The organism is Flavobacterium endophyticum (genome assembly GCF_003634455.1).
In the GTDB taxonomy this organism is placed as follows: domain Bacteria; phylum Bacteroidota; class Bacteroidia; order Flavobacteriales; family Flavobacteriaceae; genus Flavobacterium; species Flavobacterium endophyticum.
The window spans coordinates 188326-210469 of record NZ_RBLC01000004.1; the positions used below are offsets into that span (position 1 = coordinate 188326).

Sequence of the window (22144 nt, forward strand, 5' to 3'; positions counted from 1 at the left end):
TAAAAAATACTATGAAAAATATAAAGAACTTATTACTCGCAATTATCGGACTCGCACTGTTTGCAGGCTGCGGTGATGATGACGAATTTTACAATTCCAAATACCTTTCTTTACCAAATCTGATAGCGATAGAACACCAAAACAGTTTTGCTGTCGGCGATGTGCTTTGGGTAAATACGAATTTCTCAAGATACCAACCAGAGCCCAACCAGACGACCCCGTTAGACCTTTTTAGGACGACTGGCGGTGCTTCCTTCAGTTTCGTGTATGGATTGGAGAAAAAGACAGGAACTGACACGTGGACGCAGCTTGATATCCAAAATATAATAGAAGATGAAGGGGATGCTGTAGTCAATTATTTTGTGATTGCTGAAAGTATTTATGATCCTGCTTCGCAAAATTATAAGTTTAGAGCCGGAATTCCGCTAACACAGGCTGGCGAGTATCGATTGGTTTTTGGATTTACAGAAGTATCGCAATTAGAACTGTCATCAAACAACAGCACGTCTGAAGACACTTTTCTGACGATACAGACAACAGCCAATAACGTATCGGGAGGCTATTATAATTTTACCGTACAATAGCATCTACCACTCGATTTCCTTTTTGCCTAACGACTTCAAGTAATCATTAGCCTTGCTAAAATGCTTGTTGCCAAACCACAGTCCTCTGTTGGCGCTCAAAGGCGAAGGATGTCCCGAGGTAAGAATCAAATGTTTAGAAGTGTCGATCAGAGCTCTCTTGTTTTGGGCAAAACCACCCCAGAGCAAAAAGATAACCTTCTCCTTTTCACTTGAGACTTTCTGAATCACGGCATCGGTAAAGGTTTCCCAGCCTTTCTTTTGATGGCTTCCTGCTTCTCCTTTTCGGACAGTCAATGTTGCGTTTAAAAGCAGTACGCCTTGATCAGCCCAGCGTTCCAAATTGCCCGTTTTTGGCAGAGGCTTTCCTAAATCGCTTTCGATTTCCCTAAAAATGTTATACAAAGAAGGAGGAAAAGGAATTCCGTCGTTCACAGAAAAACAAAGACCATTGGCTTGGTTTGGACCATGATAAGGATCTTGCCCGATAATTACGACCTTAACATCGTCAAAATGGCAATGATCAAAGGCAGCAAATATCTCGCTTCCTTTAGGATAACAAGTATGTTGGGCATACTCTGATTTCACGAAGTCAATAAGTTGATGGAAATAAGGCTTTTCAAATTCTCCAGCCAAAACAGCTTTCCAAGAAGGATGTATCTTTACTTGCATATAACGCGGGTTTGGTTACAAATTTCGGAAAGTTTAGCAGAAAACAAACTAAAAATATAATTCATTTCACACAAAAGGCAAAAACTTTGTAAGTCCCGATGGCTTTGTTTTTTGTACTTTTGTATATAAAATTCGCTTAAAGATAAAATGACCAGCATAACAGACAAGACATTACAAGATTTAGAATTTAACACCGTCCTGCAAGCCATTTCAGAAATCTGCAATACAGATATCGGAAAGGAAAAAGCATTACAGATCACGCCTTTTCGAAACAAAAAGGACTTGATGGATGCCTTGCATCAGACCTCAGAATATGTTTCCTCATTCACGAATAATAATGCGATTCCGAACCACGGATTCGAAACCATCAGCAATGAAATAAAATTTCTTGCCATAGAAGACAGCTTTTTAGAAGTTGGCAGCTTTCGAAAGATTGCGGCAATTTCAGATACCGTAAACGTATTATTGCTTTTCCTCAAGAAATTCAGCGATTATTATCCTACACTGAGCGAAAAAGCCGCCACAGTAGAGTTAACCAAATTTATCTCCCAAAAAATTGACGAGATCGTAGACAAATATGGTGAAATCAAGGATAACGCATCACCCGCCTTGGTCGATATCCGCAGAAACATGAACATGGTTCGCGGCAAGATAAACCAAAGCTTCGGTATGGCATTGAGCCAATATAACGGACTTGGCTATTTGGATGACATTAAGGAAAGTATCGTAGAAAATCGCAGAGTACTCGCTGTTTTAGCGATGTACAGGCGAAAAGTAAAAGGTACAATTCTTGGAAATTCAAAGACAGGAAGCATTACGTATATCGAACCAGAAGCCACGTTGAGATTTTCAAGAGAGCTGAACAATTTGGAATACGAAGAAAAAGAAGAAATCACAAGAATCTTAAAACAGCTGACGAATGATATCCGTCCGTTTTTAGAATTATTGAAGACCTACCAAGAATTCCTAAGCGATATTGACGTAGTAGCTGGAAAGGCCAAATACGCAAACAGAATCAACGGAATCTTGCCAAATATTACTGAAGAGAAACGACTTTATTTTAGAGAAGCCTTCCATCCTATCCTTTATCTGAACAACAAAAAGAAGAACGAAGTCACTTTTCCGCAGACCATCGAACTGACCAACGAAAGCAGAATAATTGTCATTTCGGGTCCAAATGCCGGAGGAAAAACAATTTCGCTAAAGACCGTCGGATTATTACAGCTGATGTTGCAAAGCGGTATGCTGATTCCTGTTCATGAACGAAGCGAAACGTTCTTGTTTGACCGAATCCTGACCGATATTGGAGACAATCAGTCCATTGAAAATCACTTGAGTACCTACAGCTACCGATTGAAGAACATGAACTATTTTCTCAAAAAGTGCAATGCGAAGACCTTGTTTCTTATTGATGAATTTGGTACGGGTTCTGATCCAGAATTAGGAGGTGCTTTGGCTGAAACTTTTCTAGAAGAATTTTATCACAGAGAAGCTTTTGGAATCATAACTACGCATTATTCCAACTTAAAGATTTTAGCCAACGAATTGCCTTACGCTTCCAATGCTAATATGCTGTTCGATGAAAAATCATTGGAACCAATGTATAAACTGATTCTCGGTCAAGCCGGAAGTTCTTTTACTTTTGAAGTAGCGCAAAAAAATGGCATTCCGTACGGATTAATAAATCGTGCCAAGAAAAAGATCGAAGGCGGCAAAGTACGTTTCGACAAGACAATTGCTACGCTCCAAAAAGAACGTTCTAAACTAGAGAAAACGTCGCAAAATCTGAAAGAAGAAGAAACCAGAGCTCGTGAAGAAAGCAAGAAGATGGAAAACATCAATTCAAAAATCCAAGATAAGCTAGAACGCTATCAGGAATTATATGATGCCAACCAGCGCTTGATCTACATGGGACAAAAACTGGATGATATTTCTGAAAAGTACTTCAACAATAAGAACAAGAAAGATCTTATCGGGGAATTCTTGAAAATGGTTGAGATAGAAAATTCCAAAAGGAAAAAAGTAACGGTGAAGGAAAAAAAGGCCAAGGAGATAATCCAAAAGCAAATCATTCAAGAAGTAGCCGTAAAAGTGGAAGAAATCCGAGAAGAGAAGAAAGAAAAGAAAATCAAAGCCATCAAGCAGGAAGCCAATAAGCCTAAGCCTGTCTTAAAGCTGGGTGACCGCGTTAGGATGGTCGACGGAAAAGCGATAGGAACGATTGATAAGATCGAAAAGAACAAAGTTACGGTCAATTATGGCATATTTACCTCAAAAGTAGATTTAGAAACATTGGAATTAGTAGAAGCTAAGAAATAAGGGCTATGACAAACTTACCACAAGATAAAAAGATAATCCTGTTTGACGGAGTCTGCAATCTCTGCGATTCTTCCATACAGTTTATTATCAAGCATGACAAGAAAGACCTTTTCCGTTTCGTGGCGCTGCAGTCAGAAATAGGTATGGAAATAATTAAACATATTGGTGTGGATACTTCTAAAATAGATTCGATTCTGTTGTATGAGCCAGGCAAAGCCTATTATTATAAAGCTGAAGCTGCTTTAAAGATTGCAAAAGAATTAGGCGGAATTTATACAGCTATTAGTTGGTTTGGTATTCTTCCTAAGTTTCTGACCAATTCTGTGTATGATTATATCGCTAAAAACCGATATAAGTGGTATGGAAAAAAAGACGCCTGCATGATACCTACGCCAGAATTAAAAGCTAAATTCTTATAATAAAAAAAGCCAAACTGTAAAGTTTGGCTTTTTGATTTTATCTAAACAATAAATTAGTTTTTGATAATTTTTTTAGTTGTAGACCCTTGATCAGAGTTGATGTTCATCATGTAAACACCAGCAGACAAATCAGAAATATTAACTTGAGCAGAAGAATCTCCGTTCAATTCTACAGTTTTAACTGTACGTCCGTTCAAATCTGTAATGCTTACTGAATTCAAAGAAGAGTTCAAATCGCTAGAAATATTTACTAAACCATTAGATGGATTAGGATATACAGAGAATTTTGAAGTAGCTGAGAAATCATCATTAGATAATAATGTATCAGTATTTGATGCTCTTGAAATATAGTTGTCAAAAACGAAAGTAGTAGGAATCGTATTTCCAGTACCCGCGATTACAATAAAATCCAATTCTCCTGCATCCGCTCCAGTAGTTGTAGTTGGGAAAGTATCATTTCCAGTGAAAGCCGCAGCAATTCCAGGGCCTTTCCAGATTACTTCACCAGTACCTTTATTAAAGCTAAATCCAAGTCTTACCCATGTGTTTTCAGGTAAAGTTACTTGAGGCTCAGTTGTAGACGGACCAAGACCAAAACTATATGTTCCTGTACCAGGAGTTGATGTCCAAGTCGTAAAGCCTTGTACAACGTTTGTGTAAACTACAGAAGAAATAGTAGCTCTTTTTGTAATTCCAATACCAGCTAATACTCTTGGAGTTTCTTCATCGCTATATACATAAACACGGAATGAATTTGCACTCGTGTTATTTGCACCAGTGTAATAGTCAAATTCAACTTCGATTATATCATTTCCAGCAGTTCTAGTAGCCCAAACAGTTTCTAAACCACCTTTCCATAAGAATCTATTTCCTGTAGCCGCATTAGAACCAACAATTTGCATTGTGTTTCCGTGTGTAGCATCTCCAGCAACTACTTGATAGTTACTATTGTTAGAGTTTGTTCCTCCAGCAGCGTTGCCAGTGTAAAAACCTCCTTGCCCTGGAGTAGCTCCTGTCAAATCAGTACCAATATTTCCTATTGTCAAAGCATTGAAATTCTCTGCTTGTAACTGCTGAGCATTAAGGCTAAAAAATGAGCCAAACAAAAGGCCCGCAAAAAGTAATTGTTTTTTCATATTTCTTAAATTAATGATTTGGTGACGAAATTAACAATAAAAACACACAAGCATACAATTTTTATTGTTAAAATTGTATGCTTGATATTGTTAAAAGAATATTTTTTGATTAAATTGTATTAAATAGATAATAATCTGCTATAACTAATGCTGCCATCGCTTCTACTATAGGAACAGCTCTAGGAACTACGCACGGATCATGCCTCCCTTTTCCTTGCATTTCCACTATATTTCCTTGTGCGTCTAACATTTCTTGCTTTTGCATAATTGTGGCCACTGGCTTGAATGCAACCCTAAAGTAAATGTCCATCCCATTGCTTATTCCTCCTTGTATACCTCCCGAAAGATTGGATTGTGTAGTTCCATCTGGATTGTAAAGATCATTGTGCTCACTTCCTCTCATTTTTGCGCCACAAAATCCGCTCCCATACTCAAAACCTTTTACGGCATTGATAGACAGCATAGCCTTTCCGAGTTCCGCATGTAGTTTGTCAAAAACAGGCTCGCCCAAACCAATCGGAACGTTTTGAATGACGCATGTTACAGTGCCTCCTACAGTATCCCCTTCTTTCCTAATTTCTCTGATGTAATCTTCCATCTTTTTCGCAGTAGCTTCATCTGGACAACGAACGGGATTACTTTCTGTTTTAGAAAAATCCAACGCTTGGTAAGGCTTGTCAATAAAAATATCTCCTACAGACGAAACAAAAGCATTGATTTTGATATCTGGAATAACTTGTTTTGCAATCGCGCCTGCCACTACTCTGCTTGCCGTTTCTCTTGCTGAGCTTCTTCCCCCACCTCTGTAATCTCTGATTCCGTATTTTTTTTCATACACATAATCGGCATGACTGGGTCTGTAATTGTCTTTTATATGAGAGTAATCGTCTGATTTCTGATTTGTATTGGGTATGATGAAACCTATCGGAGTTCCTGTAGTCTTTCCTTCAAAAATCCCAGAGAGAAACTGTACTTCGTCGTCTTCTCTTCGTTGCGTTACTATAGCCGATTGTCCAGGCTTCCTGCGTGACATCTCAAATTGGATGGCTTCAAAATCTAGAGCAATTCCTGGCGGGCATCCATCAATTATGCCACCTAAGGCTTCGCCGTGCGATTCTCCGAAAGTCGTTACTCTAAATAAATTTCCAAAACTATTTCCTGCCATTTTTACTTTATTTTACAACAAATGTAGGGATTCTCACGGAGATTTAAACTTAATTAAATCATCACTATATGTTAACATTCTGGTAAGTATCTATTCATAGATGTTTTATTTATTTGCTAAACTTTAAAGCACAATACGTTGAAAAAAAGAATTGTTGATTTAGTAGTAATCTCAGATGTTCATCTGGGCACTTTTGGCTGCCATGCGAAAGAACTTCATAATTATCTTTGCACAATAAAGCCTAAAACATTAATCTTAAACGGCGACATAATCGATATCTGGCAGTTCCGAAAATCTTATTTCCCGAAATCGCATTTAAAAGTAATCCGAAAAATTTTAGACTTCGCATCAAAAGGCACGCAAGTATATTATATCACTGGAAATCACGACGAGATGTTACGAAAGTTCAGTGATTCTAAAGTCGGTAATTTTTCGATTATTGACAAGCTTGTCCTTGATTTAGACGGACAAAAAGGATGGTTTTTTCATGGCGATATTTTTGACTCTTCTGTACAACATGCCAAATGGATTGCTAAACTTGGAGGCATCGGTTATGATTATCTTATTCTTCTTAATCGTTTCTTTAATTGGTGCTTAAAAAAAATGGGGAAAGAGCCTTACTCTTTTTCTAAAAAAATAAAATCTGGTGTAAAGTCTGCTGTAAAATTTATCTCAGATTTTGAGACGGCTGCTATAGATCTGGCTATTGAAAATAAATATGATTATGTAATCTGTGGCCATATTCATGAGCCAAAAATTTTAAACCAGACTAATAAAAAAGGCAAGACCGTCTATCTGAATTCTGGCGACTGGGTCGAAAACTTAACAGCATTGGAATATAACAAGAAGCGCTGGAAACTTTACAGGCATTCCGAAAATGTAGAAATTGTTGAAGAAGACTATCTCGAAATGGAAACGAAATTAAGTGAAAAACTGATTTCTGGCTTCATTTTTTCAAAATAAGGCAGAAAAAAGGCATTCTATTTTTGTTTGGTTATCAGTATTTTACAAAAAAAATCATTTTTTTCTTGTTATAAAATTCACAATTTAACGTTTTTTGGCAATATTATTGCTACCTTGTATTAAACTCTAAATTAAAATTTTATGAAAAAACTGTTTTTATCGGCTTTTATGCTGGCTGGGATGGCATTTAGCGCACAGGCACAAGAAATTTCAAAGAACGCATTAGGTTTGCGTCTTGGTGACAATGATGGTTTTGGTGGTGAGATTTCTTATCAAAGAGGTTTATCTAGCAACAACCGTCTGGAAGTAGATTTAGGCTGGAGAGATAGCAATCACGTTGATGCTATTAAATTAACTGGGGTTTACCAATGGGTATGGAATATCGAAGGTGGTTTCAACTGGTATGCCGGCGTTGGTGGAGGTCTTGGTACTTGGAGCTACGATTATCGAGGAGCTGACGATAGCGGTACATTCTTCTTTGCTGCTGGTGACATTGGTATCGAATATAAATTCGACATTCCTTTGATGCTTTCTTTAGACTTCAGACCTGAACTTTATTTCAATCATGATGATTTCAGAGATGATAGCTTTGGACCAGATATCGCTTTAGGTATCCGATATACATTCTAAAAATACCTTTATTTATAAAAAGAAACATCCCGAATTATCGGGATGTTTTTTTTATTGAAAGATAATTTCCTTGGTCGAATTAATCTTGACTATCGTATAAGGACTCGTGAAAGACATGGTGACAATATCGCCAGAACCGGGCTTGGTTTCTTCTACAGCTACATATATCTTCCCTCCTTTTTCAGAAACATTTTTTACTTTGATGGCATAGCCACCCGAACTTTTTTCTCCCATAAACAAGGCAACAATTCTTTCTTTTGAAAAATCGACTTTCGGAACCTGAGGATCATTGACAGCTTCATATAATTTTACCAACGAAGCATTATCTTTTATAATTTCATAGGACTTCTCTGTTTTACCCTGATAAGCTGATTCGCTTAAAATCTGGTACAAAGCTGTAGAGGGATTTTTTTTACCATCAGCTGCAGGTTTTTGGTCAGTTGTCTTTTTTGTGCTGTCACAAGAAAAAAGCAGGACAATAAACGGCACTAGAATTAATTTTTTCATATCATTTGTTTTTTAATGCCTTTTCGTAAATGGCTTCATACAAAGGCATGATGTTTAAAATATCAAACTGTTTTGCCACATTCAAGGCATTCTGCTTAAATTTACTCAATTCTTCGTCACTTTCCAAAATTGACAGGGCATTTTTTGCCATATCGTCTATATCTCCCACATTGCTTAAATAACCTGAAACTCCGTTAAAGTTAACCTCTGGGAGTCCGCCAGAATTACTTGAAATGACAGGAACGCTACAGGCCATTGCTTCTAAAGCAGCAAGACCGAAGCTTTCTGTTTCTGAAGGAAGCAAGAATAAATCGGTATAGCAAAGAATCTTATCGATATCATTGCTGTTTCCAAAAAAGATAACTTTATCGCTAATTCCGAGTTGCTCGCATAGCATTTCTGCTTTTTCTTTTTCTGGACCTTCTCCTACCATCATCAGCTTGGCTGGAATTTTTTTCTGGATCTCGTTAAAGACTTTTACCACATCAGGAATTCTTTTTATTTCTCTAAAATTACTGATATGGGTTACAATTCGTTCGTCTTTGGAAGCCATCAATGCTCTTTGGCAAGGCGCATTTTCGTCTAATCTGTTCTTGTTGATTTCAATGAAATTTGGAATCACTTCAATCTCTTTCTTGATATCAAAAAGCTTATACGTTTCATCTTTGAGACTTTGAGATACAGATGTCACTATATCTGATTTATTGATGCTGAAAGTTACTGCCGGTTTGTAAAAAGGATGGTTTCCTACCAACGTAATATCTGTTCCGTGTAGTGTCGTGACCATTGGGATTTTGATTCCTTCATGTTTCAACATCTGTTTGGCCATATATCCTGCATAAGCATGAGGAATGGCGTAATGTACATGGAGCAGCTCAATCTTATGGAGTTTGACCATATCGACAAGCTTACTGGAAAGAGCTAATTCATAAGGCTGGAAATGAAACAGCGGATATTCAGGAACATTAACTTCGTGATAATGGATATTCGGATTTAAAAGGGCCAGCCTCACAGGTTGGCTATACGTAATAAAGTGTATTTCATGTCCCCTTCTGGCAAGTTCAAGGCCTAATTCTGTGGCTACTACACCGCTACCTCCAAAAGTCGGGTAACATACAATTGCAATTTTCATAATTAATCCTAAAATGAATAACGAAAGTACTCAAAAAAGTAAGGCAAAACTGAATTTCCCATAAAATTAACGATTATACAATCTTTGAAAAAGCCAAGTTATTTTTATAAAAATATAGCCTTAAATTAGGATAAAGTTTCCGTTAAATTCATGATTTTCACCAAATGACACGCAACCTAAAACAACTTATTGTATCCTAATAAAGTATATCTAGCTGATAGAAATTAGAATATGATTTTTAAAAGCAAGGTTTTGTTTTAGTTTTAATAAAAAAGCCAATCACAGTCTTCATGGATTGGCTTTTTTCATTTTTTATTTACTAAATGCACTCTCATACATCTCGATCCATTTTTCCGGAGTGATTTTTCCGAGCAATTCAGCAATCAACTCATACGGAATCTGATCCATTTTTTTGAAACGGATACAGCTTTTGCCCATGTCAAGCTTTTGTTTCGAATGTTTAGGATATTCGGCAACAAACCAATTGAGCAATTCTGGATCAGCATAGATTCCCATGTGATATAAAGCTATAAAGTTTTTTTGGGAAGCCAGACTCAAGAAAGGCAGTGGCATTTCTGGATTGCAATGATACCCATTAGGATAAATTGAAAACGGAACGTTGTAACAAAGCATGCCATAGTTCATACTTTCTTCAAATCCTTTTGGAAGTTTTTCAAGAATACTATTTCGAAGTTTTCCGATAGCTTCTTTCCTATCATCAGGAAGGCTGTCTAAATATTCTTGTGGATTTTTGGCTGTTGACTGCATCTTCTAAAAAATTAAAATTTAATTCTCTATCGCATCATAAATTACTTTCTGGATATTTTCACGCACATTTTCTTTCGACAACGTATTAGGAGCGTTGGAGTCCGGATAGGTTCTGTTTGAAAGGAAAATATACACCAATTCATTTTCTGGATCAGCCCAAGCCATCGTACCTGTAAATCCGGTATGTCCGAAGCTTGATTTCGAAGCACAGCCACATGTCGGACCTGTAGTTCCAGGTAATTGTTGTTTGTCAAAACCTAGTCCTCTCCTATTTCCTTCTTTGCAATAATAGCAGGTATTGAAGGCATCAAAAGTAGTTGGAGTGAAAAACTGCACGCCGCCATAGTTTCCTTTTTGAAGATACATCTGCATTATTTTGGCGAGATCCATTGAGTTTGAAAAAATTCCGGCATGACCACCGACACCGTCCTGCATGGCCGCAGCCATATCATGCACATAACCTTGAATCGTCTGGTATCTGAAATAATTATCTACTTCTGTAGGTGGAATGATACTCATGTCAAATTTCCTCAAAGGATTATAAGTCGTATTATTGGCGCCAAGTTTTTTATAAAAATTTTCTTCAGAGAGCACATCTAGCTTTTTCCCAGTTTCTTTTTCAAGATATTCTTTTAGGATTATAAATGTGAAATCGCTGTATTTGTATTCTTTTTTAGGCAAGAGCTTACTCTCGGCTATTTTCTTTATGATCGTATCTTCGTAATCGTTTCTCAAGAATAAATTTTCTGCTACTTGCATTGAAAATTCAGGAGTCAATGTATTCTTATAATATTTTTCGCTTGGTTTTTTGTCAGCATTCAGAGTAGCTTGATAAAACGGAATCCAAGCTTGCAGTCTGGCATAATGCGATAGCAATTCCTTAAACGTGATGTTCTTTTTATCGGTATCTGCAAACACAGGAAGCATCGTCCCCAATTTTGTCTCTAAAGTGATTTTTTTCTGGTCGTATAATTGCATGACATCAGGCAGAGTAGAAACCATTTTTGTTAAAGAAGCCACGTCATATAAATCTGAATTTTTAACTTTCACTTCGTTTTTATAATCGTGATATCCGTATGATTTCTGGTAGACAACTTTTCCTTTTCTGGCTACTAAAACTTGTATTCCAGGTGTCATCTGCCTTTCGATCGCATTATTAGCAATACGGTCGATTTTTTCCAATGCTTTTGAATTCATCCCTACATTTTCAGCAATTGTAAATCCAAGTCGGTTGAGTTTTTTTGTTTTTAAGCCATCATTCACCTTAAAGTTAGTCCCGATAGAAACCGGAAGCTTTCCTTTTGATTCGATAGCACCAAAAATAAGCTGCGCGGAAACGTTCTGCGCCACATCACTGTTTTGGTAGGAAACAACTAAGCCTTCTATATCAGTGAAAGAATTAATCGGCAAAAGCGAATATGGCTTCGTGAAAATATCTAAAATGACCTTATTGTTTTTAGATATCTCTTGTATCTTGACAAGCTCATCTACCGTAAAATCGTGCTTTTTCCAAGCACCATCTGCCTTATGATATCCGATTATAACTGTGGTATAATTTTTCAGCTCATTCATCAAAAGATGCAAGCTGTCATTAGAAACTTCTGTCACTTCAGTATACTGCTTCAGCGTGCTTAGGAAAGAAGAATTGGTATCGTCTCCTAATTTTACGTAAGCTATCTTTTCGTTTTCAACATCCTTGATCGGAAGGATTTCGTTTTCGTTTTTTAATACCGTAACTGCGTTTTCATACAATTGATATTGCAATGCCTGTGCTTCCGCATTATTTAAATCATCATATAAATATGGAATTTCGATTGGTTTATAATTGTTCAGTCCTGCCATATATTTATATCGCAATATCTTTTTTACGGAATACTCCAATCTTTTTTCAGAAATAACCGTATCCTGAATAGCAACACAGATTTTTTCCAAAGCCAACGGAACATTTTCAGCAAAAAGCAAAATATCGTTTCCTGCTAAAAAGGCTTCCAAATCGATATCTCCCGGCTGTTTGAAATTCGTTGCTCCTTTCATGTTCAAGGCATCAGTAAAAATAAGTCCTTTGAAATGAAGCTCGTTTTGAAGCACGTTGGTAACTACATTATAGGAAAGCGATGTCGGATAATTTTCTCTCGGTTCCAAGCTAGGAACGTTCAAATGCGCTACCATAACGCTCGCCAATCCTTCCCTGAACAATCTCTTGTAGGGATAGAACTCAACATCATTAATTCTTTGTTTTGAAAAGTTAACCATCGGAAGCGTATGGTGCGAATCGGTTTCTGTATCACCATGTCCTGGGAAATGTTTTCCTGTCGCAAAAACGCCTTGATTTTGAATACCTTTCATCAAGGCAAGTGCTCTCTCAGTAACGTTCATCTTGTCTTCGCCAAAAGAACGGTTTCCGATAATTGGGTTTTTGGGATTGGTATTGATGTCTAGAACAGGTGCAAAATTAAACTGTATTCCCATCCTTCTGCTTTGCAATCCGTATTTTTCGCCTACCTTTTCAATCAGCTTCATGTCTTGGATCGCACCAAGCGTCATGTTCCAAGGATAACGTATCACAGAATCCAAACGCATTGCTAGTCCCCATTCGGCATCAATTCCGACAAAAAGCGGCACTTTCGATTTGGACTGGAAACGGTTGGTAAGTTTTGCTTGGCGTACTGGTCCGCCTTGGAAGAAAATCACGCCACCAATGTGCTGTTCTCTTATGAGTTTGTCAATAGCATTCGTGTGTACGCTATCTTTATTGGAATAGGCTGCCACCATAAAAAGCTGCCCTATTCTTTCCTGCATCGTCATTTTATTATAGATGCTGTCGACCCAGATTATTTCTTTGGTTCTGTCTAAATTTAATTTAGGTTCATGGAGCTGTGAAAATGCAATCTGACTGAAGAACAGTAAGGCAATAATAAAATATCTCATTCAAAAAAAGTTTGTTTTTAGAAAAAACGGCTATGCCAGCTTTCATGTGCTGGAACTTCCCAATATTCATGCCATTCCCCTACAGTATTAACGAGATTATTAAAAACAATTGTATTTGCAGAAACTGCTTTTTCTTTAGCCATTTTTTTAAATTCGACCAAAGGTTTGTGTGCAATGTGTTCGCCAAGCTTGAACGTGACGTTCATCTTATCCAGCAAATCAACATTGTATTTTTTTTCTAATTCTTGTATGAATTGTACTGAACTATCAATAGAACAGCCTGTTGCTGATTGAACTTCTTGGTTCACAGCCAATATGATGAATCGATTGTAACGCAACTGATAAGAAGCTTCTAGGCCCGTTCCGTGAGCCGCCCAGCCTTCAACAAAAGCTTTTACGTCTGATTCAATTTCAGCCATCTCATCATCTGAAAATTTTCTGTTTGATTGGTAAATCCAGATTCGTGATTCGTCTGGCAAATTTTCAAAAGGAATGTACATAATTATATTTTTTTTATGCCTTGGATTACTTTGTAATATCTGAAATCCTTGGCTTTTACGTCGTAAAATTCTTGTTCCCAGTAATCCACAGAAACTTTATCATTTTTCTTTAATTTATTTTCGATCAGAAGATTGGAGTCTTCAAAAAATGTCAGCATCAACATCGTATGGTTTCTTCCTGAATTATCCTTGATTATTACTGTAAGGAATTGCTCAGGCTTTATTTCTACGATACGTCCTTCGACAGTCGAATGTTCTTGTTCTACCTCTGTAGAATCTATCTCAGACATGCCCATTTCTGCGAGCGACATCAATACATCCGGACAAATTCCGGCCATTTTCATTCCTACATCGCCTCCGAGTTTTTCCATAGCACCGTTAGCTTCCATTACATTTCCGTATTTTGCAGTCACTTCTTTCTCGTGATTTGAAAAGCTTGAGATAATGCACAATCCCAATTCCATCTGCATTTTTTGCGAATCGGCTCCTTTAAGCGTTTCTTTTTTACCGCCTGCACAAGAGCAAACTTCTTTAGCCATTATATCAAGGATATCCTGACTTTGGGCATTACAGAAAAATAATGCAAATGCAAATACGAGTAGTGATTTCTTCATAGTGTAATTGGGTTTATGACTTACAGATCTTTAGCGTTTGCGATCAATTCCGCTATATCCATAACTTTAACTTCGGCTTCTTTTTCTTTATTTTTGACACCATCCGTAAGCATCGTATTGCAGAACGGACAACCAGCAGCGATAATCTGCGGAGCGGTTTCAAGAGCATCTTCGGTTCGTTCGATATTGACTTCTTTATTTCCTGGCTCGGCATCTTTAAACATCTGGGCGCCTCCTGCTCCGCAGCACAAGCCATTGGCTTTGGAACGTTTCATTTCGACAAGCTCAACATCAAGCTTCTCGATCAATTCGCGTGGTGCTTCATAGATTTTGTTGGCTCTTCCAAGATAGCAAGGATCGTGAAACGTAATTCTTTTTCCTTTGAACTGCCCACCCTCAATCGTCAGCCTTCCTTCATCCAAAAGAGATTTCAAAAATTGCGTATGATGAACCACTTCGTAAGTTCCTCCTAATTCAGGGTATTCGTTTTTCAACGTATTAAAGCAGTGCGGACAAGCCGTCACTATCTTTTTAGCTTCGTAAGCGTTCAAAACTTCGATATTCATCATGGCCTGCATCTGAAACAGAAATTCGTTTCCGGCTCTTTTAGCAGGATCACCTGTACAGCTTTCTTCTGTTCCTAGAACTGCAAAGGAAACTTCAGCCCTGTTTAGTATCCTAACAAAAGCTTTGGTAATTTTTTTTGCTCTATCGTCAAAGCTTCCGGCACAGCCTACCCAGAAAAGAACTTCTGGCTGTTTTCCTTGAGCTAACATTTCGGCCATTGTAGGCACTGATAAAACTTCTGACATATATTTTATTGTTAGATTGTTAGATTGGCAGGCGTTAAATTCGCCTAAAAATCAAATAACCAAATTTATTCGTGTTGTCCGTCATCAAAAACTTGAATGGTCACTTCTTTGTCCACCAAGTCTGTAAATTTTCCTCTATAGCGAGTAGCTTTAACCAAATGATTGTCTATCCAATGGTAGTTTCCGCCACGAGGTTTTCCCATTACCATTCCGTGGTACTTGAAGCCGTGTGTTTTTAGCCATTGCTCCGTCACTTCGCGATGTGCTTCGGTTCTTGACGTAAAAAAGAAAATAATATGACCTTCGTCATACCATCTGTTTAATGTAGCAAGCGCATCAGGATACACTTCAGCGGTTAGCATTCTTTCGGGTTGTTCGTTTGGAATATCGTCGCAGATGGTTCCGTCAATATCAATAAGGTAGTTTTTAATTCCTTCAGGCAATATTGGGCTGATTTGCTCTCCGTCTTGAGTAGCTGCTACTAAGTTTTTATCGATATCTTCAGTCTTCATATTATTCTAAATTCTAGTTTGATGTATTGCCTGCAAGCTGCAAGGGCGGAAGTCTTATTGTTTTTCAAGAAGACCAATTCAGAAATGCCTTCTCTTAGTTTTCGTTTTTCCAGTTCAATCGGTCTTGCTGACTGTATTGCCATGGCGCTCCGTTGTTCTCTACGTTTGTCATCATCGCATTCAACGACATCGGCGCAGCACTTTGTTCCATGACCAAGTAACGTCTCATGTCCATAATAATTGAAAGCGGACTGATATTTACCGGACATTCTTCAACGCAGGCGTTACAGCTTGTACAAGCCCATAGCTCTTCTGGAGTAATATAATCGTTTAGTAAAGTCTTATTATCTGGAACAAAAACTCCTTTATTGGCGTCGATATTTCTTCCTACTTCTTCCATCCTGTCACGCGTATCCATCATGATTTTTCTAGGCGACAGTTTCTTACCTGTAATGTTTGCAGGGCATGAAGATGTGCAACGACCGCATTCCGTGCACGTATAGGCATTAAGCAATTGAACCCAGTTCAAATCTTGTACATCGCTGGCTCCAAATTTTGTAGGAGCTGCACCAGCATCAGCGGGCGGTGCTGCAAATGGATCGGCATTAGGATCCATCATCAGCTTTACTTCTTTTGTTACCGATTCAAGGTTGTTGAATTTCCCAAGAGGATTTAGGTCTGCAAAATAGGTATTTGGAAAAGCCAAAAGAATGTGCAAGTGTTTTGAGAAGTACAGGTAGTTCATGAAAATCAAGATTCCTGTAATATGCGTCCACCAAAAAACTCGCTCCAGAATGATAAGCGTGCCTGTTTCCATACCGCTGAATATCGGTGCTATAAATTGGCTTATCGGGAAAGCTCCTGCTTTTATAAAATGTGGCGCTCCTTTTTCTTGTAAAGCCAAGTCAGATGCATTCATCAACAAGAAAAGAGCCATCAAGGCTATTTCAAAATAAAGGATATAATTGGCATCGCCTTTTGGCCATCCTTTCAAATCATTATGAACAAATCTCTTAAGCTTGATAATGTTTCTTCGTATCAAAAACGTAATGACCGCAAATAGAACCAATATGGCCAATATCTCAAAAGAACCGATCAATACATCGTATGCAGTACCCATAAAAGCAAAGACACGGTGCGTACCAAAAAGTCCGTCGATAATGATTTCTAATAGTTCTATGTTGATGATTACGAATCCAATATAGACAATAATATGAAGTATCCCTGCAATAGGACGTTTTACCATTTTAGATTGGCCCAAAGCTATTCGGACCATGTTGGCCCAGCGTTCGCTTTTATTGTCAGAACGATCTACATCCTGACCTAATTTGATATTGCGAACAAGCTTTTTTACGTTTGATATGAAATATCCAAAACCAAGACCCAGTAAAACTGCAAATAATATATTATCTATATAGCCCATGAGCTTTCTTAATTTTTAATAGTATCTTTTACCTTTTTAGGCTCTACATAAGGTGTTGCTTTTTTTCCAAAAACAGAAAAATGCACATAACGCTTAGGATTGTTTTTCAAGTCGGCTAGCAACTGTTTCAATTCCAATGACGCGCCTTCAAGATTTTTATACATTCCTTCGTCTTTAAGCAGTTTTCCTAAAGAACCTTTTCCAGCTTGCACATCGTTGATAATATTGTCAACATTCGCCAATGATTTTTCTAGTTTTTTCACGGCTTGGCCTAAGTTAGCCTGTGCCAAAGAATCAGATAGCTTCGAAAAGTTTGCCGACGTATGGTCTAAATTAGCAAACGTACCATCAATTTTTGTCTTGTTATCCGCAATTAATGAATTGATTCCTTTGGCCGCTTGGCTGAATTCTTTCATTGTTGAAGCTAATTCCGCAATAGAAGCTTGTAAATTTTCTTGTGTCTTTTTATCAAATATGTTGTTGATGCTTACCAGCAAGCTGTCAGCCGACACAACCGTTTTCTCTACTTTTGTCTGAAGCGGTGAAAGCTTGTCGCCTAAAGACGAAAGCATTCCCGGTTTTATGTTTGTAGATAACGTCTGTCCGTCTTCTGCTTCTGAAGGATCTTTGAAATTTGGAATGATGGCAATATTTTTTCCGCCAATAAAACTTGGTTCATAAATCGTAGCAATACTAGATTTCGATATCGGGAAATCGGTCTTCACTTGGATTTCTACAAGAAGTTTTCCGTTATCGCTTAACGTGATACTATTCACCTTGCCCACGGCAAGACCGTTGATTGTTACAGGAGCTGAAGGAGCCAGTCCTTCTACTTCGTCGTATACGGCGTAAAATGTCTTATAATCGTTAAAAAGATCTCTTCCTTTTAAAAAACTATATCCCCAAATAAATAATAATATTGAGGAAATTACTAAAATGGCTGTTTTGACTTCTCTTGATATTTTCAAAGCTTTGGTGTTTTTAAACAAATTTAAATTAAATATTTCAAATGCATTCCAAAAAGCTACTTTAATGCTTCTTGTATACTGATTTTTTTGCCATTTTTAAAGGCAATAAGGTAGGATGAAGTAAATCCTTTTGCTTTGGCATCTTGTACCAGCTGTTTTGCTTTCTCATAATCGCTGGTTTCGCCATACATGTATTTGTAAAGATTTCCTTCCGAAATCATAGAAATATTTTCTAATCCTTTAAAGTTGCTCGGAACTAAGTCCAGTTTGGTACCGCTTGCCGATATCTGCACTTTGAAAATAACTCCTTTAGAATCATTTTTTGTTTCTGTGCTAACCGTCGGAGTTTTTACCTCTGGTTTCTTTGTGTCTGGAACTTTCGCCACTGGAGCTTTAGCGCTGTCTTTCTTAACAGGCGTAACAACTTCTTTCGGTCTTTCAACTCTCAAAGCTTCTTTGTCAATCTTGTTTTCTACAGACGTACCTCCGTAATATTCTTTTTTATAGCCCATGATGGCATCTGCTATCGCTTTTGCAATTTCGTTTTGTCCTTCTTCCGAATTCAAATACTGCCCTTCTGTCTTATTAGATAAAAAGCCCATCTCAATCAAGATGCTTGGCATTGAGGTCTTGTGCAATACCATGAATGGCGCTTGCTTAACGCCTCGGCTTTTACGGCTCAACTGCTGGGTAAAATTATCTTGTATCTTACTAGCTACAGCAATACTGTGGTCTAAGTGTTCTTCTTGGATGAGCGTAATCCCGATCAAAGATTCTGGTGATTTCGGGTCATAACCTGCGTATTTTACCTTATAGTCTGCTTCAAGCGTGATTACTTCGTTCTCATTTTTGGCGACTTCAAGATTCGATTTTACCTTAGTAAGACCCATAACATACGTCTCGGTACCAAACGCTTCAGAGTTTGGATTGGAATTGCAATGCACCGAAACAAACAAATCGGCATTCGCTCTGTTAGCAATATTGGCACGTTCTACCAGTTCAATAAATACATCTGTACTTCTAGTGAAAACTACGTCTACATTAGGTTGCTTATCCAGCAGCCTGCCTACTTTTAAGACAACTGCCAACGCTATGTTCTTTTCAACAAAATTATTCTTTACGGCTCCAAAATCTTTTGCACCATGACCAGCATCAAGAACTACTTTAAATTTTTCACCGGATTGACCAAAAGCGGCAAAAGATACAATACAGGCTAATAAGGCGAACGAACGTTTGAATTTCTTATGGATGTACATATTTCGCTAAAGTTAATTTTAATAAAAATGCTATGGTTATAATTTTGATATTTCCTTATTTTTGATGAAAAATATATGTAAGTTTGGCACGTCAAAAATTAAGCCATATTTTTACAAAAATAGTATTTAAACCTTTGCGCACAAACTTATTTCATATCGTTTTATCAGCAATTTTCCTAACATTAGGAAGTGCAGAAGCATATTCACAAGAAGGGAAAAACAAAACCACGACAATACCCGCTGAAAAACAGCCTTCTACAAAAAAAGACTCTACAAAAGTCAGCCTTTCCGAAATTATCAAACCAGCCGATTCTACTGCCCAAGATACGCTAAAACCGAAGAAAACCTTTCTAGAAAGTAAAGTAAAACGCAAGGCGGTAGATTATGAAAAAATGGACCAGAAGAAAAAACTTCTTACTCTTTATAATCAGGCAGAACTTTATTACCAAGATTTTGAGCTCAAGGCAGGAATTATCGTCATGGACTATGAAAAGAATGAAGTTTATGCCGGAAGGATTAAAGATTCGCTCGGAAATTACACGCAACGTCCTGTTTTTAAGCAAGGAAGTAATGTTATCGAGCCTGATTCGATTCGCTTTAACACGGTAACGAAAAAAGCTTTGGTATGGAATTCAAGGTCTACTCAAGGTGAATTGAATATCAAGGGAGAGATTACGAAAAAAGAAAACGATTCTGTTTATTTCATCAAAAACGCAAGAATCACCACCTCAAAAAATATTGACGATCCTGAATATTATTTTTTAGCTCGAAAATTAAAGCTCGTACCCGGCAAAAAAGTCGTTGTGGGATTGACCAACATGGTTATTGCGGACGTACCGACTCCTCTGGGAATCCCTTTTGCTTTTTTTCCGATGTCAAACAAAGGAACTTCAGGATTGATACTTCCCTCTCCCAACGACTCGAATAGACAGGGATTTTCATTACAAAACGGAGGAATCTATCTCGCGCTCTCAGACAATTATGATTTAGCCGTCATGGGCGACTACTATACGAACGGAAGTTATGCGATGCGTTTTGAGTCAAGCTATGCCAAACGATATAAGTTTCGCGGCAATTTGAACGTACGGTTTGAAAACCAGATCGAGAGCGAACGAGGCTTTCCGGATTATGCCAAGACGACGCAGTACAACATCCAGTGGTCGCATACACAAGATCCTAAGTCCAATCCAAATTCAAGATTCTCTGCTTCTGTCAACTTGGGAAGCAGTAAATACTACCAGCAATCTTTAAATCAGTCTAACGTTGGTTCTGCCTTGAATAATACGCTGAGTTCTTCTGTTTCCTTTTCAAAGACTTTTAATACGGTGCCGCAGGTGAACATGTCGATTACGGCTACCCACTCCCAAAATACGCAGACTGAAACCATCAACATGACCCTTCCTACATTTCAAGGAAGCGTTGACAGGATTTTTCCTTTTGCTTCAGAAGACGAAATCAAAAAAGGTTTTATAAAAAACATCAACTTTCAATACAACCTAAACGCCCAAAACCAGATTACGACTAAGGATTCGTTGTTTTTCAAGCCCCAGATGTTTAGAGATGCTAGAGTCGGTTTCCAGCACTCTATTCCGATCAGTACCAACTTCAAGATTTTCAAGTATTTCAGCGTTTCTGCGGGAGGAAATTACAACGAAGTATGGTATATGAAAACCATCGAAAAACGCTTCAATGAAGCAACGCAAAAAGTCGATAATGTCGATATCAGAGGATTTGATGCTTTCAGAACCTATAACTTCTCTTCCAGCATCGGTACGACAATCTACGGTACGTTCAATTTTGGAGAGAAAAAGAAGATACAGGCCATTCGCCACGTCATGAGACCGTCTGTTTCTTATAGCTATACGCCTAGCTTTGCTAAATATTACGATACTTACGATCCCGACGGAAGCGGCACAATGCTAAAAGAATATACCCGTTTTGAAGGCGGAATTTACGGAGCTCCAGGCAAAGGTGTTTCGAATAACATCGGATTCAGCTTGAGCAATACTTTTGAAGCGAAGGTGACTGACAAAGACAGTACTAAGACTGAGCCTAAAAAAGTAATGTTGCTTAACAATTTGAACTTCTCGACTTCTTACGACATGACAGCAGATTCGCTTAAACTAGCTCCTTTGAGAGTAAGTGGTGGAACAACATTGCTTGAAGATAAAATGAATGTCAACTTTGCAGCAACGCTTGATCCTTATGCGCTGGATAATGCCAACAGAAGAATCGACATGTTCAACATTGACAACGGAGGAAGTTTATTCCGTTTATCAAGCGCCAACATCACGATTAATTATTCTTTCTCTAGCAAAGATGGTACCGATGAAAACGACCGTTCTGATCCTTTGAAAAACCAAGGCTTGAGAAATGGAGGTCGCGAAGATGATTTGTTCGGAACCGCAAGGGATTTAGGCGACAGCAGGCAGAGCCAGTTTAATGATGAAGATACCGAAAAGGCCGAAAAAAGAACGACTTTTTATAAGGCCCTGCTCCCGTGGGACCTGCGCCTCGCCTACTCGCTGACCTATAGCAATTCGACCCGACAGAACGAAATAACCAACAACTCTCTGATGGTTTCCGGAAATATTGACCTGACGCCGAGATGGAAAGTCGGGATTTCTACAGGATATGATTTCGTACAGGATGGGGTCACGTTCACCCAGCTTCGTTTTGAAAGAGACCTGTTAAGCTGGAGGATGGATTTCAACTGGATTCCGATTGGAGATTATACTTCTTGGGGATTCTTTATCGGAATCAAGTCGTCTGTATTGAGCGATATCAAATGGGACAAGAGAAAACAACCGGATAAAAGACTTCGTTAATTCAATCGTAT

20 protein-coding genes are annotated in these 22144 nt (G+C 38.0%); 6 read left to right on the top strand and 14 right to left on the bottom strand.

What is annotated here, in order from left to right; genetic code table 11:
- The first annotated feature begins 11 nt into the window (after positions 1-11).
- Positions 12-584, top strand: a complete 573-nt coding sequence (locus CLV94_RS13930; protein WP_121377107.1) for a hypothetical protein — start codon at positions 12-14, stop codon at positions 582-584.
- A 3-nt stretch (positions 585-587) separates the two neighbouring features.
- Here the strand turns inward: CLV94_RS13930 and CLV94_RS13935 are convergent, their stop codons facing one another.
- Positions 588-1253, bottom strand: coding sequence for a uracil-DNA glycosylase (locus CLV94_RS13935; RefSeq protein ID WP_121377108.1), 666 nt, complete (start codon positions 1251-1253; stop codon positions 588-590).
- Positions 1254-1400: 147 nt separating this feature from the next.
- Between CLV94_RS13935 and CLV94_RS13940 the strand changes: the two genes are divergently transcribed.
- Together CLV94_RS13940 and CLV94_RS13945 are read left to right on the top strand one after the other, a co-directional pair.
- Positions 1401-3572 (top strand): endonuclease MutS2, encoded by a 2172-nt coding sequence (locus CLV94_RS13940; RefSeq protein WP_121377109.1) that lies wholly within the window; start codon positions 1401-1403, stop codon positions 3570-3572.
- A 5-nt stretch (positions 3573-3577) separates the two neighbouring features.
- Positions 3578-3991 carry a thiol-disulfide oxidoreductase DCC family protein gene (locus CLV94_RS13945; RefSeq protein ID WP_121377110.1) on the top strand — a complete coding sequence of 138 codons (414 nt, stop codon included), beginning with the start codon at positions 3578-3580 and terminating at the stop codon, positions 3989-3991.
- Between the two features lie 53 nt (positions 3992-4044).
- Here CLV94_RS13945 and CLV94_RS13950 read toward each other — a convergent pair whose 3' ends face one another.
- Both CLV94_RS13950 and aroC read right to left on the bottom strand, forming a co-directional pair.
- Positions 4045-5127, bottom strand: a complete 1083-nt coding sequence (locus tag CLV94_RS13950) for a T9SS type A sorting domain-containing protein (RefSeq protein WP_121377111.1) — start codon at positions 5125-5127, stop codon at positions 4045-4047.
- A 109-nt stretch (positions 5128-5236) separates the two neighbouring features.
- Positions 5237-6292, bottom strand: coding sequence for a chorismate synthase (gene aroC / locus CLV94_RS13955; RefSeq protein WP_121377112.1), 1056 nt, complete (start codon positions 6290-6292; stop codon positions 5237-5239).
- A 138-nt stretch (positions 6293-6430) separates the two neighbouring features.
- Here aroC and CLV94_RS13960 point away from each other — a divergent pair, with 138 nt between their 5' ends.
- Together CLV94_RS13960 and CLV94_RS13965 are read left to right on the top strand one after the other, a co-directional pair.
- A complete protein-coding gene (locus CLV94_RS13960) occupies positions 6431-7255 on the top strand; it encodes a UDP-2,3-diacylglucosamine diphosphatase (protein WP_121377113.1) in 825 nt (274 codons plus the stop codon).
- A gap of 141 nt (positions 7256-7396) precedes the next feature.
- Entirely contained in the window at positions 7397-7885 is a 489-nt protein-coding gene (locus tag CLV94_RS13965; protein WP_121377114.1) for a hypothetical protein, read from the top strand.
- Positions 7886-7936: 51 nt separating this feature from the next.
- On the opposite strand, the gene CLV94_RS13970 is transcribed toward CLV94_RS13965, so the two are convergent.
- From CLV94_RS13970 to CLV94_RS14020, 11 genes are all read right to left on the bottom strand, one after another.
- Positions 7937-8392: a protease complex subunit PrcB family protein gene (locus CLV94_RS13970; RefSeq protein ID WP_121377115.1), complete on the bottom strand. Its 456-nt coding sequence runs from the start codon at positions 8390-8392 to the stop codon at positions 7937-7939.
- Position 8393: 1 nt separating this feature from the next.
- Positions 8394-9524, bottom strand: coding sequence for an N-acetyl-alpha-D-glucosaminyl L-malate synthase BshA (gene bshA / locus CLV94_RS13975; protein ID WP_121377116.1), 1131 nt, complete (start codon positions 9522-9524; stop codon positions 8394-8396).
- Positions 9525-9836: 312 nt separating this feature from the next.
- On the bottom strand, positions 9837-10292 hold the full coding sequence (locus CLV94_RS13980; RefSeq protein WP_121377117.1) for a DUF1801 domain-containing protein: 456 nt from the start codon (positions 10290-10292) through the stop codon (positions 9837-9839).
- Between the two features lie 18 nt (positions 10293-10310).
- The gene (locus CLV94_RS13985) at positions 10311-13220 is read right to left on the bottom strand and encodes a glycoside hydrolase family 3 N-terminal domain-containing protein (RefSeq protein WP_121377118.1); all 2910 of its coding nucleotides are present in this window, start codon (positions 13218-13220) and stop codon (positions 10311-10313) included.
- Between the two features lie 17 nt (positions 13221-13237).
- A complete protein-coding gene (locus CLV94_RS13990; protein ID WP_121377119.1) occupies positions 13238-13720 on the bottom strand; it encodes an ABC transporter ATPase in 483 nt (160 codons plus the stop codon).
- Between the two features lie 2 nt (positions 13721-13722).
- The gene (locus tag CLV94_RS13995) at positions 13723-14334 is read right to left on the bottom strand and encodes a hypothetical protein (RefSeq protein WP_147406635.1); all 612 of its coding nucleotides are present in this window, start codon (positions 14332-14334) and stop codon (positions 13723-13725) included.
- A gap of 20 nt (positions 14335-14354) precedes the next feature.
- Positions 14355-15146: a (Fe-S)-binding protein gene (locus CLV94_RS14000; protein WP_121377121.1), complete on the bottom strand. Its 792-nt coding sequence runs from the start codon at positions 15144-15146 to the stop codon at positions 14355-14357.
- Positions 15147-15211: 65 nt separating this feature from the next.
- Positions 15212-15658 (bottom strand): LNS2 domain-containing protein, encoded by a 447-nt coding sequence (locus tag CLV94_RS14005; RefSeq protein ID WP_121377122.1) that lies wholly within the window; start codon positions 15656-15658, stop codon positions 15212-15214.
- Between the two features lie 94 nt (positions 15659-15752).
- Complete coding sequence (locus CLV94_RS14010; protein ID WP_121377123.1) at positions 15753-17081, bottom strand: (Fe-S)-binding protein; 1329 nt, start codon at positions 17079-17081, stop codon at positions 15753-15755.
- A gap of 8 nt (positions 17082-17089) precedes the next feature.
- Positions 17090-18049 (bottom strand): MlaD family protein, encoded by a 960-nt coding sequence (locus CLV94_RS14015; RefSeq protein ID WP_121377237.1) that lies wholly within the window; start codon positions 18047-18049, stop codon positions 17090-17092.
- 56 nt (positions 18050-18105) lie between these two features.
- Positions 18106-19305 carry an N-acetylmuramoyl-L-alanine amidase family protein gene (locus CLV94_RS14020; protein ID WP_121377124.1) on the bottom strand — a complete coding sequence of 400 codons (1200 nt, stop codon included), beginning with the start codon at positions 19303-19305 and terminating at the stop codon, positions 18106-18108.
- 83 nt (positions 19306-19388) lie between these two features.
- Here CLV94_RS14020 and CLV94_RS14025 point away from each other — a divergent pair, with 83 nt between their 5' ends.
- A complete protein-coding gene (locus CLV94_RS14025) occupies positions 19389-22133 on the top strand; it encodes a putative LPS assembly protein LptD (RefSeq protein WP_121377125.1) in 2745 nt (914 codons plus the stop codon).
- Positions 22134-22144: the final 11 nt, after the last annotated feature.

Coding starts and splice junctions, on each gene's coding strand:
- CLV94_RS14005 (WP_121377122.1), bottom strand. CDS start 15,658: ATGAAGACTGAAGATATCGATAAAAACTTAGTAGCAGCTACTCAAGAC.
- CLV94_RS13990 (WP_121377119.1), bottom strand. CDS start 13,720: ATGTACATTCCTTTTGAAAATTTGCCAGACGAATCACGAATCTGGATT.
- CLV94_RS13930 (WP_121377107.1), top strand. CDS start 12: ATGAAAAATATAAAGAACTTATTACTCGCAATTATCGGACTCGCACTG.
- aroC (WP_121377112.1), bottom strand. CDS start 6,292: ATGGCAGGAAATAGTTTTGGAAATTTATTTAGAGTAACGACTTTCGGA.
- CLV94_RS13995 (WP_147406635.1), bottom strand. CDS start 14,334: ATGAAGAAATCACTACTCGTATTTGCATTTGCATTATTTTTCTGTAAT.
- CLV94_RS14000 (WP_121377121.1), bottom strand. CDS start 15,146: ATGTCAGAAGTTTTATCAGTGCCTACAATGGCCGAAATGTTAGCTCAA.
- CLV94_RS13935 (WP_121377108.1), bottom strand. CDS start 1,253: ATGCAAGTAAAGATACATCCTTCTTGGAAAGCTGTTTTGGCTGGAGAA.
- CLV94_RS13980 (WP_121377117.1), bottom strand. CDS start 10,292: ATGCAGTCAACAGCCAAAAATCCACAAGAATATTTAGACAGCCTTCCT.
- CLV94_RS13985 (WP_121377118.1), bottom strand. CDS start 13,220: ATGAGATATTTTATTATTGCCTTACTGTTCTTCAGTCAGATTGCATTT.
- bshA (WP_121377116.1), bottom strand. CDS start 9,524: ATGAAAATTGCAATTGTATGTTACCCGACTTTTGGAGGTAGCGGTGTA.
- CLV94_RS13970 (WP_121377115.1), bottom strand. CDS start 8,392: ATGAAAAAATTAATTCTAGTGCCGTTTATTGTCCTGCTTTTTTCTTGT.
- CLV94_RS13950 (WP_121377111.1), bottom strand. CDS start 5,127: ATGAAAAAACAATTACTTTTTGCGGGCCTTTTGTTTGGCTCATTTTTT.
- CLV94_RS14010 (WP_121377123.1), bottom strand. CDS start 17,081: ATGGGCTATATAGATAATATATTATTTGCAGTTTTACTGGGTCTTGGT.
- CLV94_RS13940 (WP_121377109.1), top strand. CDS start 1,401: ATGACCAGCATAACAGACAAGACATTACAAGATTTAGAATTTAACACC.
- CLV94_RS13945 (WP_121377110.1), top strand. CDS start 3,578: ATGACAAACTTACCACAAGATAAAAAGATAATCCTGTTTGACGGAGTC.
- CLV94_RS14020 (WP_121377124.1), bottom strand. CDS start 19,305: ATGTACATCCATAAGAAATTCAAACGTTCGTTCGCCTTATTAGCCTGT.
- CLV94_RS13965 (WP_121377114.1), top strand. CDS start 7,397: ATGAAAAAACTGTTTTTATCGGCTTTTATGCTGGCTGGGATGGCATTT.